Source organism: Micromonospora sp. NPDC048839 (genome assembly GCF_040649915.1).
Classification (GTDB): domain Bacteria; phylum Actinomycetota; class Actinomycetes; order Mycobacteriales; family Micromonosporaceae; genus Micromonospora.
Genome location: NZ_JBEZGL010000018.1, coordinates 51,495 through 67,898, shown reverse-complemented (window position 1 = coordinate 67,898; position 16,404 = coordinate 51,495). Strand labels below are relative to the sequence as shown.

17 protein-coding genes are annotated in these 16,404 nt (G+C 70.5%); 15 read left to right on the top strand and 2 right to left on the bottom strand.

Annotated features, from left to right (window positions below; all coding sequences use genetic code 11):
• The first annotated feature begins 582 nt into the window (after positions 1–582).
• Positions 583–966: an Lsr2 family protein gene (locus tag AB0C25_RS27935; RefSeq protein WP_357310257.1), complete on the top strand. Its 384-nt coding sequence runs from the start codon at positions 583–585 to the stop codon at positions 964–966.
• A 739-nt stretch (positions 967–1,705) separates the two neighbouring features.
• Here the strand turns inward: AB0C25_RS27935 and AB0C25_RS27930 are convergent.
• Positions 1,706–2,629, bottom strand: coding sequence for a hypothetical protein (locus AB0C25_RS27930; protein ID WP_357377104.1), 924 nt, complete (start codon positions 2,627–2,629; stop codon positions 1,706–1,708).
• A 285-nt stretch (positions 2,630–2,914) separates the two neighbouring features.
• Between AB0C25_RS27930 and AB0C25_RS27925 the strand changes: the two genes are divergently transcribed.
• Together AB0C25_RS27925 and AB0C25_RS27920 are read left to right on the top strand one after the other, a co-directional pair.
• A complete protein-coding gene (locus AB0C25_RS27925) occupies positions 2,915–3,880 on the top strand; it encodes a DUF5954 family protein (protein ID WP_357377103.1) in 966 nt (321 codons plus the stop codon).
• A 171-nt stretch (positions 3,881–4,051) separates the two neighbouring features.
• Positions 4,052–4,285: a hypothetical protein gene (locus AB0C25_RS27920; protein WP_357310253.1), complete on the top strand. Its 234-nt coding sequence runs from the start codon at positions 4,052–4,054 to the stop codon at positions 4,283–4,285.
• Between the two features lie 339 nt (positions 4,286–4,624).
• On the opposite strand, the gene AB0C25_RS27915 is transcribed toward AB0C25_RS27920, so the two are convergent.
• A complete protein-coding gene (locus AB0C25_RS27915; RefSeq protein ID WP_357310251.1) occupies positions 4,625–5,326 on the bottom strand; it encodes a peptidase A24 in 702 nt (233 codons plus the stop codon).
• 651 nt (positions 5,327–5,977) lie between these two features.
• Between AB0C25_RS27915 and AB0C25_RS27910 the strand changes: the two genes are divergently transcribed.
• The 12 genes from AB0C25_RS27910 (at position 5,978) to AB0C25_RS27855 (ending at position 16,380) form a co-directional block, all read left to right on the top strand.
• Positions 5,978–6,322 carry a hypothetical protein gene (locus tag AB0C25_RS27910; RefSeq protein ID WP_357310248.1) on the top strand — a complete coding sequence of 115 codons (345 nt, stop codon included), beginning with the start codon at positions 5,978–5,980 and terminating at the stop codon, positions 6,320–6,322.
• A gap of 26 nt (positions 6,323–6,348) precedes the next feature.
• Complete coding sequence (locus tag AB0C25_RS27905) at positions 6,349–7,182, top strand: hypothetical protein (protein WP_357310246.1); 834 nt, start codon at positions 6,349–6,351, stop codon at positions 7,180–7,182.
• 92 nt (positions 7,183–7,274) lie between these two features.
• A complete protein-coding gene (locus AB0C25_RS27900) occupies positions 7,275–7,859 on the top strand; it encodes an SAF domain-containing protein (protein WP_357310360.1) in 585 nt (194 codons plus the stop codon).
• Positions 7,860–7,879: 20 nt separating this feature from the next.
• Positions 7,880–8,620 carry a hypothetical protein gene (locus AB0C25_RS27895; RefSeq protein ID WP_357310358.1) on the top strand — a complete coding sequence of 247 codons (741 nt, stop codon included), beginning with the start codon at positions 7,880–7,882 and terminating at the stop codon, positions 8,618–8,620.
• Positions 8,617–9,924 (top strand): ATPase, T2SS/T4P/T4SS family, encoded by a 1,308-nt coding sequence (locus AB0C25_RS27890; RefSeq protein WP_357310244.1) that lies wholly within the window; start codon positions 8,617–8,619, stop codon positions 9,922–9,924. Before AB0C25_RS27895 ends, AB0C25_RS27890 begins: the two co-directional genes overlap by 4 nt.
• Positions 9,925–9,926: 2 nt before the next feature.
• Positions 9,927–10,769, top strand: a complete 843-nt coding sequence (locus tag AB0C25_RS27885) for a type II secretion system F family protein (RefSeq protein WP_357310355.1) — start codon at positions 9,927–9,929, stop codon at positions 10,767–10,769.
• Positions 10,766–11,635, top strand: a complete 870-nt coding sequence (locus AB0C25_RS27880; protein ID WP_357310242.1) for a type II secretion system F family protein — start codon at positions 10,766–10,768, stop codon at positions 11,633–11,635. The genes AB0C25_RS27885 and AB0C25_RS27880 overlap by 4 nt, the downstream gene beginning before the upstream one ends.
• 57 nt (positions 11,636–11,692) lie before the next feature.
• The gene (locus AB0C25_RS27875; RefSeq protein WP_357310240.1) at positions 11,693–11,899 is read left to right on the top strand and encodes a hypothetical protein; all 207 of its coding nucleotides are present in this window, start codon (positions 11,693–11,695) and stop codon (positions 11,897–11,899) included.
• Between the two features lie 56 nt (positions 11,900–11,955).
• Positions 11,956–12,312, top strand: coding sequence for a TadE/TadG family type IV pilus assembly protein (locus AB0C25_RS27870; RefSeq protein ID WP_357310237.1), 357 nt, complete (start codon positions 11,956–11,958; stop codon positions 12,310–12,312).
• A 122-nt stretch (positions 12,313–12,434) separates the two neighbouring features.
• A complete protein-coding gene (locus AB0C25_RS27865; protein WP_357310353.1) occupies positions 12,435–12,812 on the top strand; it encodes a TadE family protein in 378 nt (125 codons plus the stop codon).
• Positions 12,809–13,291, top strand: coding sequence for a pilus assembly protein TadG-related protein (locus tag AB0C25_RS27860; RefSeq protein WP_357310235.1), 483 nt, complete (start codon positions 12,809–12,811; stop codon positions 13,289–13,291). The genes AB0C25_RS27865 and AB0C25_RS27860 overlap by 4 nt, the downstream gene beginning before the upstream one ends.
• Positions 13,288–16,380, top strand: a complete 3,093-nt coding sequence (locus AB0C25_RS27855) for a BTAD domain-containing putative transcriptional regulator (RefSeq protein ID WP_357310232.1) — start codon at positions 13,288–13,290, stop codon at positions 16,378–16,380. The genes AB0C25_RS27860 and AB0C25_RS27855 overlap by 4 nt, the downstream gene beginning before the upstream one ends.
• Positions 16,381–16,404 lie beyond the last annotated feature (24 nt).

Here is a 16,404-nt window from a genome sequence, read left to right as displayed (position 1 = left end):
CCAATCCTCATCCCCGGCCGTGCTTCCTCGTCCTGCATCACGGGAGGCTTGAACCCGGGCGAGCCGCTTGCCGTCACCTCGGATGGGCCGGCTGAACCGACCCTGACGCACAGCAGAGCCCCGGTCAGCAGGTGCTTGGGCGTCGGGTCGCACCGGCCCCCAGCCGAGCAATGACAGGCACGAGGGCGCCGAAGGGGCTGACACGCCACCCGGCGAGTCACGAGGACCAGACGACTCTCCGCTGCCCTGATCACCGGCGAATCTGACGGCGGTCGCGAAAATTCTATGAATTACATATCCGACATGGCCCGCCTACAGAAGGTGACGAACTACGCCGGCCGCCCTGGGCTACAAGCGGCGCGGGACGACAGCAGCATCCGTCGGTCGCGGACCATGACTGAAAGCGATTTGCCGTGCACCTACCGATGACGATCGCATGACGCGACTCGCAATAGACGTCCCTGCCGCACCACTGCGAGGTCGCCGCAAGGGGACAGCACCCTGCTTTTACTTTCGCAGGGAGCAGTTTGCGGGTTACTGTGCTATCAGCTACCTGCCGATTGGTTTCGAAGGAGTATTGACGTGGCCAAGCAGATCATTCACAAGCTGCTCGATGACCTGGACGGCGGGGACGCCGACGAGACCGTCAGGTTCGCCCTCGATGGGGTTCATTACGAGATTGACCTCTCGAGCGCTAACGCCGGAAAATTGCGCGAGGTCTTCGGGCCGTACACCTCGAACGGGAGCAGGGTCGGCCGGGGCGGTGTCATTGGTGGCGGACGGGCACGCGGCCCTGCAGGAGCTGGTGACGGACGAGTCACCGGAGGGCAGGTCAGCGCGGCCAGCTCCCCGGAGCAGAACAAGGCAATTCGGGCGTGGGCCAAGCGGGCCGGCAAGAACATCTCTGACCGAGGACGGATTCCCCAGGAGATCGTCATGGAGTTCCACGCACAGGCGGGTCGTTGACCTGCCGCACGTGCGAACCACGTTGTTCGAGCCACCACCACACCGACTAGCAGCGTTCCTGCCGTTGCGGCTAACTGGACGTCGCGAGTCGCCGAGCTCTGATATTCGAGTCCGGTCGCGTGGTTGGCGAGCCGGGGACGTGTTGCACTAGGCCAGTCGCTGCTAACACGGGCTGACCCTGACTGAAATCGCCTTGCCGCAGGCAGCTCGGCAATTCGATGCAAGTTTCACACGTCCCCGGGCCCCTTTGCCCCAGCGCTAAAAGCGCCACGGAAGAGATTGCATCACTACGGCTTCGCTGTGGTGGGCCGTAGGGAGACTTCGTGCAGGACACGACATGCCACAGCGATCAGCGCCCGTCATACGCCACGCTCACGGTCTGGATCAGCGGCGGCGCTTTGACCAGTAGCGCCCACGTCGGTGTCGCTGCAACCAACGGCCATAGCTGAGTCGCTCGGCGTTGAACATCGGCCATCCCCTGAGCATTGACCACGGGCGGAGCCGGTCGGTGTTGGACCAGCAATATTCGGGCGCATGCTTGAGCTTGGGTCGCACTCGGATCCACTGTTGCCACCAGGAGGGGCCACCGATGACCCTCGTGATCCTCCTGTCAGGTTCGGGATCGGAGCGACGCCAGGCAAGGGGCAGCCGCGCGGCAGGAGTTTTGTGCATAACTGCTTGCCTTCCTATGTGCGTGCTGCAGGGTTGAGAAACGCCTGCGAGCATGGGTTGGAGTCGGCTAGAGGGAGACCACCGGTTCGGCGGGGCGCCTTGCGGTGGGGCTGCTGTTGCGCATGCCCGCCTGATGCGCGTTCAGGTGCTGGGTCGGATCGGAATCCTGGCGGAGCGGGTTCGTAGCGGGTTGGCCCTGCAGGTTCCAGTACGCGTACAACAGGACCGTGATGGCGCGTTGCCGCAGCGTCGGATCGTCGAGGCAGTGGTAGCCGGGGGGCGCTGACTCCTGGGCATGGTCGGCCTGGCCCGGCGCTTCGGCCAGGGCGATCAGGGGTGTGTCGGCGGGAAAATCGGCGAGCGAGCTGAGGATGTAGGGGCCGAGTTGGGCGGCGATGGTGGGAGCGTCGGCGAGTTGTTCCCGCCGGCAACCGGCAGCTGGGTCGTTGGGGGCATCACGGTCTGCCCAACCGGTGACCCACCAGCCGGTGCGGCCGGTTTCAGTTACCCGGTACGGCGCCCAGGCGATCGCGCCGATCGAGGTGACGTGGCCGAGTGCGTCGCGCTGGTAGATCGGCTCGGGTAGGACCAGGACACCGGCGTCGCTGGGTGCGCTGTCCGCGTCGACGACGCGGCCGGTGAGGTCCATAGCCCGTGCGGCGGTGGCGAGCGTCGTCGTCAATTCGGGTGCGAGAACGTACGGCTGTCCGCTACGCCATGGCTCGTGTGCGAGCCGGTCAAGCATCGCCGTGACGGCGGCAACCCGAACCGGGTCCTCAGAGGTGGGGTCGTTGGCGCGGGCATGGAACGCCTCGATGTACTGCCGGGCGAAGCCGCTGCTGGCGTACTGGACCATGCTCGTGACCACGTCGGGCACCACAGGACCGTCGTTGGCCAGGGCGAAATCGCGGTGGAAATTCAAGAATGCCTCCAGTGCATTCAGGCGGATTGACGGATCTGGGCCGGCGCGATTGGCCATGCGCCGGGCCAACGGACGCCGCCCGCGGCCGGCGGGAGGATCGCCGCCGTCGGGTCCGCTGTGGGCGGCGGCCGACGTCCAGTGACGCTCGACGACCCGCGCTGATCAAGTCGGTCCGCTCTACTGCCTGCCATGCTCGGACAGGCGGTTAAGGGCTTCGAAGCCGCGCGCGGTGGCTGTCGTAACTCGACGAGCCGATCGACGGATGTCGAGTGTGCAGATCGGCGGCCGATCGCGTGAGAGGTGCGTCGCGCGTGTCTTCCGCCTCCAGGCTTGCGCTCGTCACACACTGCTTGGGTGAGCAGTGACGGTGAGATGCCCCTGGCGGCCGTGATCCGGGTTCAACGGCGCGATGATCCAGTTGGGGCGGTAACCGAGCAAGATGCCGTCCTCAGCGCGGTGGCGTATCCGCTCATGCGTATCGGAGCACCGCTGTTCGGACACGCTGTCGAGCTTGGCGACGGGCGGTGGCAGGTGCACGGCTTGACCGAATTCAGCCCGCAGGCTGCTCGCGATGAGATGGCGCATAGCTTTCGCGAGCGACTCGTCGAGACCAGTGATCCGGTGCTGGCCGCCGAGCTGACCACCGTGATCGGGTTGTTGGACCGGGAGAGGGTCGACGAGATCGTCGCCGACGGCCGGAGGCACCGGATCGTTCGGGCGGACACGTTCGCCCGATTCGGCGACGAGGGGCCGGAGCCGCCGCGGCCCACAGACCTCGATCCACGTCAGGTCATCGCTGACGTGAGCTTGCACGACGAGTCAGTACTCGTCGACCCGAGCGAGCCGACCGACGTCGGAGAGGCCCTGCTGAAGGTGGAGCTGCTCAGCGCGCATTACCCTCGCGGCCAGGTGCCGGCCGCCGTCTACGACGACAGCGTCGAGGCCACGCGTTCACACCCGAACGGGATGCTGCTGCCAACCCGTTACGCCGCGGCGGAGTGGGCGAACGGAGTGTGGCGACCCTTCAGCCGACCGGTGGCAACCCCACAGGAGGCACGTGAGGAAATCGCGTTCGCCTTCCGCTACATCGAGCCGCGGATCGCCCAGCTCAGCGAAGACGACACCGCGACGTACCGGCGAGCTGCCGACGATCTCGACGCCAGCCGCGCAAATGAAACCGCAGTGCTGGGGCGCCGCTTCCGGGTCGCTCGCATCGAGGCGTTCTTACGCTTCTCACCCGGCGGCCCTGAACGGCCGCGCCCGTCGGACTACGAGCCCGACACTCCGTCGGAGGACCAGGGCGCCCGGCTGCCCGAGTAGAGCGTCCTTCCAGACCCACTACCCGGCAGCCCAGTGACCCGTGTCCGCCTGGCGGGCTGGTTGACCGGTGCGCTTCCTGAGGAGGCAGAGCGCATGAGGGCATGTGACCGCTGGACGGGAATCGCACCGCCGCCCACCTGACCACGTTCGAACGTGCGTACGATTCAGGTTGTGGAAGAAGTAGCGCGGAGGTGGTGGAGCGGATTATGGGGTCGCCTCGCGCGCCGTGATGTTTGGCTGATCCGCCAGACACGCTGGAAGGTCGTCGCCCGGACCGAAGACAGCGAGACAGGCAAGGTGCTGCGTTGGGAATTCGAGACACAAGCCGAAGCCCAAGAGATCGTGGACCGCCTGCTGCGTGCACACTCGCCCGGGTCGTGGCGGGAACACCTGACGCCCGATTGATCGGGCGGCTCAGCGGAGACGGCCAAGGGTCAAGGGTGAGCAGTGCCTTCTCGGTTAGCGGGTCGTCAGCGGCATGACGTCGGCGTGGACGAAGAACGTCTCGACGCTGGCGTGGTGCAGATGTCCGGCAGTTCACTCACCTCGACCAGCTTGTCGGTCTACTCAACCCTGGTGCCCTCCAACTCGGCGATGATCTGCTGCGACAACCGACCTGGCCTGACGACCACCGATGCCGAGTCGACGCGTTCCTCGAAGACACTCCACACCAGCGCGATCTGCGGCCGGTCGTCCCGCGATGGGCGCGCCCGAGGCCTACCTGACGACCAATGCGCAACGCGGTCACGGGCCGAGGACGGCGACCGAGGCGAGGGCGCCGGCGAGCAGATACGGGCCGAAGGCGATGTCAGGATCGCCGCGCAGCGCGAGGCGGGTCAGCGCCTCGGGAGCGGCGAGCGCGTAGGGCAACACCGCTCCCACGAACACCGCGCGCCAACCGAAGGGTCCCAGCGCCGCGCCGAGCAACGCGGCCAGCCGGACGTCGCCGAGCCCCAACCCGCTGCCGCCGACGATGGCCAGGAGCAGGAAGGCGCTACCAACCGCTGCGGCTGCCAGCGTCGCGCTGATCACCATCTGCGCCTCGCCGATGGCGACGGCGTAACCGGTGAGCAATCCGGCCACGGCGAGCGCGGCCACCCCGATGACAGGTGTGGGCAGCCGCCGCAGTGCGAGATCGACGCTGGCTAGCAGTATGCCGGCATAGAGCATGACGAGCCACACCCCGACCATCCACAGCCCTCCCAGGCCGGCGCTTATCCGCCAGGTGAGGCCCGCGGAGATGGCGGCCAATCCGAGACCGCTCAGACAGGCGCGTGCGGCCCGCCAAAGGTAGCGGCACGGGGCACTCGCCTGCGTCGTCATCGGTGCCTCGCCGTTGTGGCACCCGCCCAGGTGCGCCACGAGCCGGACGCACACGTCCGGCAGGGCGGCACCCACCAGCGCGCCGAGCAGGGCAGCGGCCCAGTACAAAGCCCCATCCGTCACGCCAGACCTCACCTCCTGCCACGCGTCGCTCACGGATGATCACGGAGCCGCGCCCAGCACTCGGAGCGGACCTTCAGCCCGTTCTCCGCAGCGCTCAACCAGCGAGGCGCCCCCGCCTCCGACCACGCGAGCGCTGGTCAACTCTACTTGCGCAAAGGGCGAACTGTAGTTGACGCCCCTCGAGGTTATGTGCTTAGCTCGCAAAGTCACAACACAACTGTGGTTTCGGATCTAGTCAACCACAGTTGCCGACGACCGGATGGTGCCCGGTCGAGTAGCCGATGAGTCCACATCGGGGGTTGGACCAGCCCACCGCGAACCGTCGGGAGAGGGTGAGGCCCCGTTCCCGGCGTGACGTTGAGGGCCGAGGGTGAGTTCCTGCAGCTTCTGGAGGCGCGGTTAACCATGACAATCCATGCAAGGCGGCGAACCATCGCTGGTTCAGCGTCGACTCTCGGGATCGCGAGATTGGCTGGCCTGGCCATCGCCGTGTGCGTCAGTACTGGGGGCTGCGGCGCAAGTGAGCCTGAGGATCCTGCTCCGACGGCGTCTGTCACCTCCCCGGCATCAGCTCGGCCGTCGCCGGCATCCGCCAACGAAGCCGCACTACTCGCCTACGGGCAGATGTGGGCTGCGTACGCGCGGGCGGGCATGACGGCCGACCCCGACGATCCCGAGCTGACGAAATACGCCACCGGTCAGGCGCTCTCGACGCTGAGGGCCGGATTGGCGAAGCTGCGCACCGCTGGCGAGGTCCTCAAGGGCGAATACCAGTCGACGCCGCGAATCGTCGCGGCGTCACCCTCGGCGCAACCGGCCTCCATCTCCGTCCAGGACTGCTTGGACACCACGCGCTTCCTTACTTACACGGCGTCCACCGGCGAGCTGGCCAACGACATCCCGGGCGGCAACCGCGCCGTGCGAGCAACGGTGGTCCGCGACGGCGACGGCTGGAAGGTATCCAGCTTCGGCGCGCAGGCGGTAGGCACATGCTGAGGCAATCAGTCCGCGACGGATTCCTGATGCTCTTCGCTGCCGCCACCGTCGTCGCGACGATGCCACCCGCTCTGGCCGACGACGGGATCGGCCACGTCAGCTGCAGCCAAAGCCCTTTGGCCCCGGAATGCGAGATTACCGCCGGTGTTTCTGGCAGCCCGGGCGGATCGAGCGGTGCAGCGGATAACGGCAGCGGCGAGTCAGACAAGGACAATGCGGACTCGGATGGAGCCTGTTACTGGACGCCGGTTGAGGGCGATCGACCGCCGCCTGCGGGTAAGGGCCCGACCGGCGGCTGGTACGCGCGGACGTGCGCGGCCAACGGGCGTGGGTCGCAGGAAACGCCGGTGTGGCTCGACCAGGCACCCGGGGTGGATCTGGCCGCACTGGCGCAGACAGCACGCTCGCGGCTGCAGCTGCCCGCGCCAGGGATCCGCACGAACCCCGGCACGACGCCGTTTCTTCTGGTGCGGGTGCCGGTGTGGCTGTGGGCGGACCCGATGACCTGGGGATCCCGCTCAGCCACGGCCTCGGTGCCCGGGGTGACGGTTACCGCGACGGCCACACCCACAACGGTGCGGTGGTCCTTCGGTGACGGCAGCGCGGATCTGACCTGCGCCGGCGCGGGCGAACCGTTCAAGGCCGGGACGGATCCACGGGCGTCCTCGCCCTGCGGACACACCTACACCCGGTCATCGGCTGCCGCACGCAATGAGAGGTTTGCGCTGCGGGCGACAGTGACGTGGTCGGTGACCTGGTCGGGTCCCGGCGGTGCAGGCACCCTCACACCGCTGACGACGACAGCTTCGGCGGCGGTACGGGTCGCGCAGTCGCAGACCGTCGTCGAGGGTGCCCGATGAGCGTCGCGACGGAGCGCCCACAGGCCACCGGCGGCAGCACTGTCCAGGCGGCGGCAGGGGCGCGGCGAGGTGGGCAGCGCAGTGGCCGGCGGGTGGCAGCCGGGGTGCTGCTGGTGCTGGCGACGGTGGTCATCTTCTGGCAGGTCGATCTGCGTCGGCACGCGGAGGAGCGGTTCCTGGCAGTGGCGCGGCCGGTCAACGCGGGTGCGGTGATCAGCGAGACGGACGTTCGTGTGGTGCGGGTGGCGAACCCGTCGGGCCTGGCGCTGATCGCCGCGGATCGCCGCGACGAGGTGGTGGGACGCACCGCTGCGGTGCCCCTGGCCGCGGGCAGCCTGGTGGTGTCGTCGCAGGTAGGGCCGCCAGCGTGGCCAGCAGCCGGGCAGGCGGTTATCGCGGTGCCAGTCAAGGCTGGCCGGGCCCCTGCCGGCTTGGACACGGGGGCACGGGTCGTGGTCCTGGTCGGACCGGCGACCGGCGCGGACGCGGCGGCCGGGACCCCGGCGGGCAGTCAACCCGCAGCAGGGCCGCCCAGGGCGGTCGCCACGGTGGTGGCGGCAGACGCGGATCAGGCCGGCGGTCACGTGGTGGACCTGCTGCTGGCCGTCAATGAGGCAGAAGCGATTGCCTCGTCGGCGGGGGACGTGTCACTGGTTCAGCTGGGACCGGGCCAATGAGAGACGGGACGGTGCGCAACATGTTCACGGTGGTCGCCTCGGTGTCCGGCGCTGCGGGCGTGTCGACGACGGCCCTGGGCTTGGCCGCGTTGTGGCCCAACCGCCCGGCGCTGCTGGTCGAAGCCGACCCCTGCGGCGGGGTACTCGCCGCACGGTTCGGTCTCGCGCAGGATCCCGGCCTGGCCGCGCTGGCGGCGGCAGCCCGCCACGGCGCCCCGGTCAGTGGGCCGGTGCCGTTCATCCAGTCCCTGCCGCTGGGGTTGCACGCGCTCGTCGGTCCGGGCGCCGCCGAGACCGCCGCGGGCGCGGTATCGGTCCTTGCCGGTCACCCACAGGCCCTGGCGGGCTTGGCGCCGGTTGTGGTCGCAGACGCGGGCCGGTTGTACCCCGGCAGCCCGGCGCACGCTCTGCTGGGCTGCGCGAACGCGCTTGTCCTGGTCACGTCAGGGGCAACCGAGCACCTCGACCACCTCGACAGTCGGTTGACGGCGCTGCGGACGATCACCTCGCCGGGTGATGTCCGCGTCGCGGTGGTCGGCAAGTGCGCCTACGAGCCGCAGGAGATCAGCGAGCGGCTCGGGGTGCCGGTGGGGGCGCACCTGCCCGGCGACAAGTGGGGTGCGGCCGTGCTGGCAGGGCGGATGACCGCGCCGGGGTGGACACGGACCCGGCTGGCGCAGGCGTTGCGGTCGCTGGCCGCGACCGTCGCGACGTCGCCGCAGCCGCGGCACGCCCGCACGGTGCTGGAGGTCGTGCGATGACCGCCCCCGCGCCTGGCGGCAGCACCGCCGACGTGGAGCCGGAGCTGGTGGCGCGGCTACGCGCCAGGATCAGCGATCGCCTCACCGACAACGGCGCGCAGCTGCCCGACGCGCAACGACTCGCGCTGATCGCCGGTTACATCGCCGAGGAGCTCACCGCCCACGCCCGGGAAACCATCAGCGCGGGGCGTCCACCATTGGGCGCGCAGGCCGAAGCCGCGCTGGCGCGGGCGTTGCACGACACCTTCACCGGACTGGGCGGGCTGCAGCGGCTGATCGACCACCCGGCGGTCGAGGACATTTTCGCCAACGGCTGCGACAACGTCTGGGTCCGCACCATCGAGGGGCGGACCGTGCAGGTGCCACCCGTCGCCGCTTCCGACGAGGAGCTGATCGACCAGGTACGCGTCGCGGCGGCGCGCAGCGGCCAGGAAGAGCGGCGCTTCGACCGCGGCTCCCCCTCGGTGTCGCTGCGCCTGCCGGGCGGGCAACGACTCTTCGCGTCGATGGCCGTATCCAAGCGGCCCAGCGTGTCGATCCGCCGCAACGTGCTGCACCGGGTCACCCTCGATGACCTGGAGCGCCGCGGCGAACTCACCGCCGGACTACGGCAGCTGATCACGGCCATGGTGGTAGCGCGCAAGAATCTGGTGATCTGCGGCGGTACTGGTGCCGGGAAAACGACTCTGCTGCGGGCCGCCGCCGGGGCGATCAGCCCGAGCGAGCGGATCGTCACCATCGAGGACGCGTTCGAGCTCGGCCTCGACGAGGACCGTGACGCGCATCCGAACACCGTTGCCTACCAGCAGCGTGAACCGAATCTGGAGGGTGTCGGCGGCATCGACATGGCGACGATGGTCCGCTGGGGGCTGCGTATGCGTCCGGACCGGGTGATCGTCGGCGAGTCCCGCGGCGCTGAGGCCGTGCCCATGCTCTTGGCGATGTCACAGGGCAACGACGGGTCAATGTGCACCCTGCACGCCTCGTCGAGTAAGCAGGCGTTGGCGCGGCTCGCGTTGTATGTGATGCAGGCGCCGGAAGGCTTGACCTTCGACGCGGCGAACATGCTCATCGGTCAGGCCGTCGATTTCGTCCTGTACCTGGACGTCGCAACCGACGGCACCCGAGTGCTGTCCTCCATCCGGCAGGTCCTGGAGACCGACGGCACCCAGGTTCCCTCGAACGAGATCTACCGCCCCGGCAACGACCGCCGCGCGGTGCCAGCCGCGCCGCTGCGCGCCGACACCCTCGACGAGCTCACCGCCGCTGGCTTCGACCCCAGCCTCACAGGGGTGCGGTGGTGAGCGTGGAGCTGTCGCCGATCCTGCTCGGGTTGGGCTGCGCCCTCGGCTTGATCCTCGTCGCCGACGGACTACGCCGCCGCCCGCCCGGCGCTTCGCGCACCCGCTCGCGCCGGCGATGGACGCCAGCCGACCGGACCCGGCTGCTCAGCGCCGCCGCGGGTGGGATCGCGGCGGCGGCGCTGACCCGCTGGCCGGTGGCGGCGCTACTGGCCGCCGCCGCGGTGTGGGCGCTGCCCCGCGTCCTGGGGCCCGACCGCGAGCACACCCGCGCGGTCGCCCGCATCGAGGCGGTCGCCACCTGGGCGGAGCTGCTGCGCGACACCCTGTCCTCGGCCGCCGGGCTGGAGCAGGCCATCACCGCCACCGCCCCGGTCGCCCCGCAGCCGATCCGCGCTCACGTCACGGCGCTGGCATCCGCCGTTCGCGCCGGGGCTCGGCTGCCCGACGCGCTGCGCCTGTTCGCCGCAGACCTCGCCGACCCGGTCGCCGACCTCGTGGTGCGCGCGCTGACACAGGCTGCCGGCTACCACGGCGGGCAGTTGTCGCAGTGCTTGACCAGCCTCGCCGCCACCGCCCGCGAGCTGGCCGGGCTCCGGATGCGGGTGGCCACGAAGCGCGCCGCGACCCGCACGGCCGCGCGCGTCATCACCGGCACCTCAGTGGCGATGGTCGCCGGGCTGATCCTGCTCAACCGCGGGTTCCTCGCCCCCTACCGCAGCGTCACCGGACAACTAGTCCTGCTCGTCGTCGGGGCGGTGTTCGCCGCCGGCTTCTGGTGGCTGGCCCGCGCCTCCCGCGTCACCGAACCCCCGAGAGTTCTGGCCAACCCGGGGCGGACCTCATGAGCGTCGTGCTCGCCTGCGGTCTTGTCGCCGGGCTTGGTCTGGTCCTTGCCGGCTCCGGGCTGATACCGGCCCGGCCCGGCCTCGCCGAAGCCCTCGACCAGTTGCGCCGCGCACCCGTGCCAGTCGAAGAGGCGACGCCGGCACGCGCGCGCCTGCTGGCCGCTCCGCTGCGCGCGCTCGGCCTGCCCCGGCAGCGGATGCGCGCCGACCTGGCCGTACTGGAGCGGCCCGTCGCCCTGCACCTGGCCGACCAGAGTCTCGCCGTGCTCGCCGGGCTGGTCCTGCCGCCGGCAGCCATGGCGGTCCTCGCCGCCGGCGGGTTCAGCTTCGCCTCCGGCATGCCACTGTGGGCGTCCCTGGCTGGCGGGTGCGGCGGCTGGTGGCTGGCCGAGAGCACCGCGCACGCCGAGGCCAGCCGGCGCCGCGACGAGCTGCGCTACGCCCTGTCCGCCGTGCTCGACCTCGTCGTCATCTCCCTCGCCGGCGGCGCGGGCCTCGAACAGGCCCTCGACGACGCCTGCACCGACAGCCACGGCTGGGCCGCGCAACGGCTGCGCCGCGCGGTGGACACCGCCCACCTGCTGCGCGTGCCGCCCTGGCAGGCGCTCGGGCAACTCGGCGAGGACACCGGCGTGATCGAGCTGCACGAACTCGCCGCCACGATGAGCCTGGCCGGCACCGAAGGCGCCCGCATCCGCGACTCCCTGACGATCCGCGCCGCGACCCTGCGCGCCCACCAAGCCGCGGCCCTCGAAGCGCAAGCCAACTCCGCCACCGAACGCATGTCGATGCCGGTCATGCTCCTCGCCGCCGCCTACATGCTGTTCCTCCTCTATCCGGCCGTCACCGCCATCGACACCTTCTGACACGCAGAAGAGCCCGCACCGCAGGCACCGATTCGACCCGCACAAGGAGGCAGATCCATGTGGCTGAGGAAACTTTTCGCCCTGGTGACTCTGGCACAGCTCGTCCTCAGCGACCGGGTCCGCCGTCTGCGCGAGAGCGGCGACAGGGGAAGCGAGACCACCGAGAAGGTCATGTGGATCGCTCTGCTGGTCACTCTCGTCCTTACCGTCTACGGCATCTTCCGCTCCAAGATCCTTGGCAAGATCAACGGGATCAGCCTGTGACGACTAACCGACCGAGAGGCCGCAAACGGCGCCAGCGCGCTGGGGACCGCGGATCGGTGAGCACCGAGGTGGTGCTCTACGCCCCGTTGCTGTTCCTGCTCGTGCTCATCGGTGTGCAACTGGCGCTGTGGGCCCTGGCCCAGCTCGGCGTCCAGCACGCCGCCAACCACGCCCTGCAGACCACTCGAGTCTCCGGCGGCACCGCTACCGCCGGGCACGCCGACGCTAGCGCCGTGCTCAACCAGGTCGCCGGCCGCGTGGTCACCGAGCCGCGCGTCGCGGTGCAGCGCAACCCCGACTCCGCCACCGTCGCCGTGTCCGGTCGCGCCCCCGCCGTCGTGCCGTGGCTGCGCCTTGCGGTCAGCACCCGGGTCAGCGCCCCCGTCGAGCGGTTCCGGCCCGACATCGACTAACCCCGCAACCAGCCCAGCCAAGGAGCAGTGCGGTGACCAAGCGAAGCACTCGCGACCATGCCCGCTCACACCGTCGACGCCGCGCGGCCCTACCCGCGGACGCAGGGTCGGTCAGCGTCGAGATGGCCCTCGGTTACATCCCGTTGATGATCCTGGCTGTTCTCGCCGTCGTGGCGTGCCTGCGGCTGGCGTCGGCCGCGATCGACGTGCGCTCCGCCGCAGCTGCAGCGGCACGGCAGGCATCCCTGGCCTCCACGCCAGCCGAAGCCCGACTCACCGGCGGCGAGGCCGCCTCGCTCACCCTGACCGGACGCGGCCTCACCTGCCAGCCCGCCACGGTCACCATCGATCCCGGCTCGTTCTCGCCCGGCGGACAGGTCAGCGCGACCGTGTCCTGCAGCGTGCGGCTGGAAGACCTATACGGCCTGGGACTGCCCGGGGCGGTAACCATCTCCACCACCTCCCGCCAGCCCCTAGACACGTACCGGAGCCAGCCGTGACCACCCGCCTCCCCGCGAGGGCACGTCCGGTTCGTCGCGACGACCGAGGACAGATCACCCCATGGACTGTCGTGGGAACCCTGATCGTGCTCATCCTCGCTGGCCTCGTCTTCGACCAGGGCATGGCCATGGCCGCCAAGGTGTCCGCGTACGACACCGCCCAGGCCGCCGCCCGCGCCGGCGCCGACGAGATCGATCTGACCCTGCACCGCACGACCGGCGCGGTACAGCTCGACCCCGCCGCAGCAAGCACCGCCGCCAGAACCTTCCTCACCCAGGCTGGCCAGGCAGGCACCGTGTCGGCCACCACCGAGCAGGTCACCGTCACGGTCACCACTCGGCACCGCACCCAACTCCTGCACCTCGTCGGAATCACCGACATCCCGGTATCCGCCACCGCCACCGCCACGCCCGCCACCGGCGTCACCACCGCCACCGAAGCCCAGATCATGCCTACGCCTGGGGAGGTGCCACTGTGATCGCGACACTGTCCAGGGTCGCCCGCCGCGCGGTCGGCGGAGCGACGCTGGCACTGCTGCTCGCTGGCGTGCCGTACGCGCTGCTGCGCTACCTCGACCCGCCGCTGCCCGACCAGCCGCCTACCTGGGACACCGTCACCACCGCGCTGACCAGCCCGCTGACCGACGAGATGATCGGCGCGGTCCTCACCGCGCTGCTCTGGGCGGCCTGGGCATCGTTCACCTGGTCGGTGCTCGCCGAACTCGCCGCCGCTCTCACCGGCCGAAGACTGCCTCAGCCCCGTGTCCTGAACCCTGGTCGTGGCCTCGCCGCGCTACTCATCGCCATGATCACCGGCGGGGTGCTGGCCACCGCCGCGCAAGCCGCCACCCCGCCCCTGGCCGGTCCTGCCCACGCCCACCCGGGTGCCTCCGGCGTCGCCGCGGCCACGGCGGCTGTCGCGCACCGCGAGCCTCTGCCCGGCACCACGAGCACCCAGGTGCCGCAGGCCGCCGCGACAGCGGATCGGACGCTGGGCCACGGCGAGGTCACCCTCGTCGCGAACGGCCGCGAGTACGTACACACCGTCAAGCGCGGTGACACCCTGTCGAAGATCGCCGAGCAGTGGCTCGGCGACGCCAACCGGTGGCCGGAAATCTTCGCCCTCAACAGGGGCGCCCACTTCGCCGACGTCGGCGGTACCCTGCGCAACCCGAACGTGATCTACCCCGGCTGGGCGCTGGACCTGCCCGCCGACGCCACCCCGCCCGCCGGGCAGCAACCCCGGCCCTCAGTCCCCACGCCTGCTCCGCCGCGCACGCCGGCACCAGAGACCACACTCGACGTTCCGCCGGCTGATCAGCCGTCCACGAGCACCGTTCCGCAGGTCCCCGTCCCGAGCGCGCCGACTGCCAGCCCGACACCCACCAGTACTGCCTCGACCCCCACCGGCGATGCCACCGCCGCCAACCCCACTGCCCCCGACAGCAGCCGAAGCGCCCGCCCCGGCCACGGTGTGTCGCTGCCGACCGGCAGCTGGATCGATGGTGGGCTGGCGCTCGCCATCGCCGCCGCGGTGGCCATCGTGTGGGCACACCGGCAGCGCCGATACCGCGCCCGCAAACCGCCGGTCCAGCGCCCTGTGCCGGACCCCGATCTGGCGCCCATGCCCCGCGTGGTCCGCCAAATCCAGCGTGGCCTGCGCGACGCGGCGACCCCAAGCGACGCCCCACCCCCCGACAGCCCAGCCGATGAAGACAACGGCCGGTCACCTCGAACCGACGAAGTTCTCACCGACGAAGCCGACGCCGTCTATGAAGCCAGCCCCGCGCAGGCCGCCACCGCTAATGACAACGCCCTCGACAGCGGGCCGGTGGCACCGGCACTCGCCCACCCCCTGTCGGCCGTGTGGCCTCCGGCCGGCCTGGGCCTCACCGGGCCCGGCGCGGACGCCGCCGCCCGCGGCTTCCTCACCGCCGCCCTCGCCGCCGGCGCGGCGGAGCACCCCGACGCCCGCACCCAGGTGGTCATCCCCGCGACCACCGCCGCGACCCTGCTGGGCGCCGCCGCCGTCAACCTGCCCCACACCCCTCGACTCAGCGTCACCGCCGACCTCGACGACGCCCTGGAAATTCTCGAGGCACAAACCCTGCACCGCACCCGGCTGGCCTACCACCACGAAGTCGACACCATCGCCGAACTGCGCGCCGCCGATCCCTTCGAGGAACCCCTGGCACCGGTGATGCTGCTCGCCGACGCGACCGGCCGACACGAACGCGCCCGCATCGCCGCGCTCCTCGCCCAAGGCCAACGCCTGGACATCCACGGCGTACTCCTCGGGGCATGGCCCGACGGCGACACCGCCGTCGTCGCCGACGACGGCACCGTCACCCGCGCCGACGGCGACGCCCGCCACGGCCCCCATCCCGCCGACGTCGGCCGCCTCGCCATCCTTGACCCCACCGAAACTGTCGACGTGCTCGTGACCCTCGCGGAGTCCCACATCGGCCAACTGCCGGCACCCGCACCCATCGAGACGCCACCTGAGCTCGGGATCGCGACAGCGGCAGCCCCCGCCCCCACCGCAGTAGCGGACTCCTCGGACACGGCTGGTGAAAGCACCGTCCAGGAATCCATCGACCCCGACGAACACGGCTCGGAGACGTCGTCCGCACCGCACACCGAAGCCATCAGCGCACCGACCGCTCAGCAGCCCGCCGCCGAGGACAGCGCGGCGCCAGAAGGTTTTGACGGACCCGCTACCGCGGACGCCGACATGTCCCACAACATCGCGTCGTCATCCGGGCCGCGCGAAGACGAGGCGTCCGGCGCTGGCCCAGCGGCAACGCAGCGTAGCCGGGTCGAGGTGACGGTGCTCGGCCCGCCGGCCATCCTCGGCGCCAACCATCCACGCGCGCTGCGCGCCAAGTCCATGGAGCTCCTCGTGTACCTCGCCGTGTGCGACGGCGACGCCGCCGCCGAGGCAATCCTCGAAGACCTCCTGCCCGACGCCCCCACCAGCAAAGCCACACACCGCCTCCACACCTACGTCTCCGACCTGCGCGCCGTGCTGCGCTTGCACGCCGGACCCGGCACCTACCTCACCCGCCCCCACCACCGCTACCAGCTCAACCCCGACTCCTTCGACATCGACCTGTGGCGCCTGCGCGCCGCGCTGCGCGCCACCGACAGTCGAGCCGACCGGGCCCAGGCTCTGCGCCGCGCCGTCGAGGACTACCGGCCCCTGGCCGAAGGCTGCGACTACGAATGGCTCGAACCCCACCGGCACGCCGTGCAACGCGACGCCCTCGACGCCGTCACCGCACTGATCGAGGAACTCGCCGACCAGCCCGAGCAGCAGGCCGCCATCTACGACAGCGCCCTGCCCCACCACCCCTACAACGAGGAGCTGTATCAACAGGCGATGCGCGCCCACGCCGCCCTCGGTGACATCGACGCCATCCGTCTGCTGCGCCGCACCCTGACCCAACGACTCAGCGAGATCGACGCCGAGCCCACCGACGACACACTCACCCTCGCCGACCGTCTCATCGCCGAAGTGCGCCCACGGCGCGGCCCACGCTCCTCCGACGGGCGGCCGTCGGCGTGAGCAGCGCGACTCATCCGGCCAGCG

Excerpts from the sequence above, each read along its gene's own strand:
- AB0C25_RS27910 (WP_357310248.1), top strand. The coding sequence starts at position 5,978 with ATGACGGCCGACCCCGACGATCCCGAGCTGACGAAATACGCCACCGGT.
- AB0C25_RS27905 (WP_357310246.1), top strand. The coding sequence starts at position 6,349 with ATGCTCTTCGCTGCCGCCACCGTCGTCGCGACGATGCCACCCGCTCTG.
- AB0C25_RS27895 (WP_357310358.1), top strand. The coding sequence starts at position 7,880 with ATGTTCACGGTGGTCGCCTCGGTGTCCGGCGCTGCGGGCGTGTCGACG.
- AB0C25_RS27890 (WP_357310244.1), top strand. The coding sequence starts at position 8,617 with ATGACCGCCCCCGCGCCTGGCGGCAGCACCGCCGACGTGGAGCCGGAG.
- AB0C25_RS27880 (WP_357310242.1), top strand. The coding sequence starts at position 10,766 with ATGAGCGTCGTGCTCGCCTGCGGTCTTGTCGCCGGGCTTGGTCTGGTC.
- AB0C25_RS27875 (WP_357310240.1), top strand. The coding sequence starts at position 11,693 with ATGTGGCTGAGGAAACTTTTCGCCCTGGTGACTCTGGCACAGCTCGTC.
- AB0C25_RS27865 (WP_357310353.1), top strand. The coding sequence starts at position 12,435 with ATGGCCCTCGGTTACATCCCGTTGATGATCCTGGCTGTTCTCGCCGTC.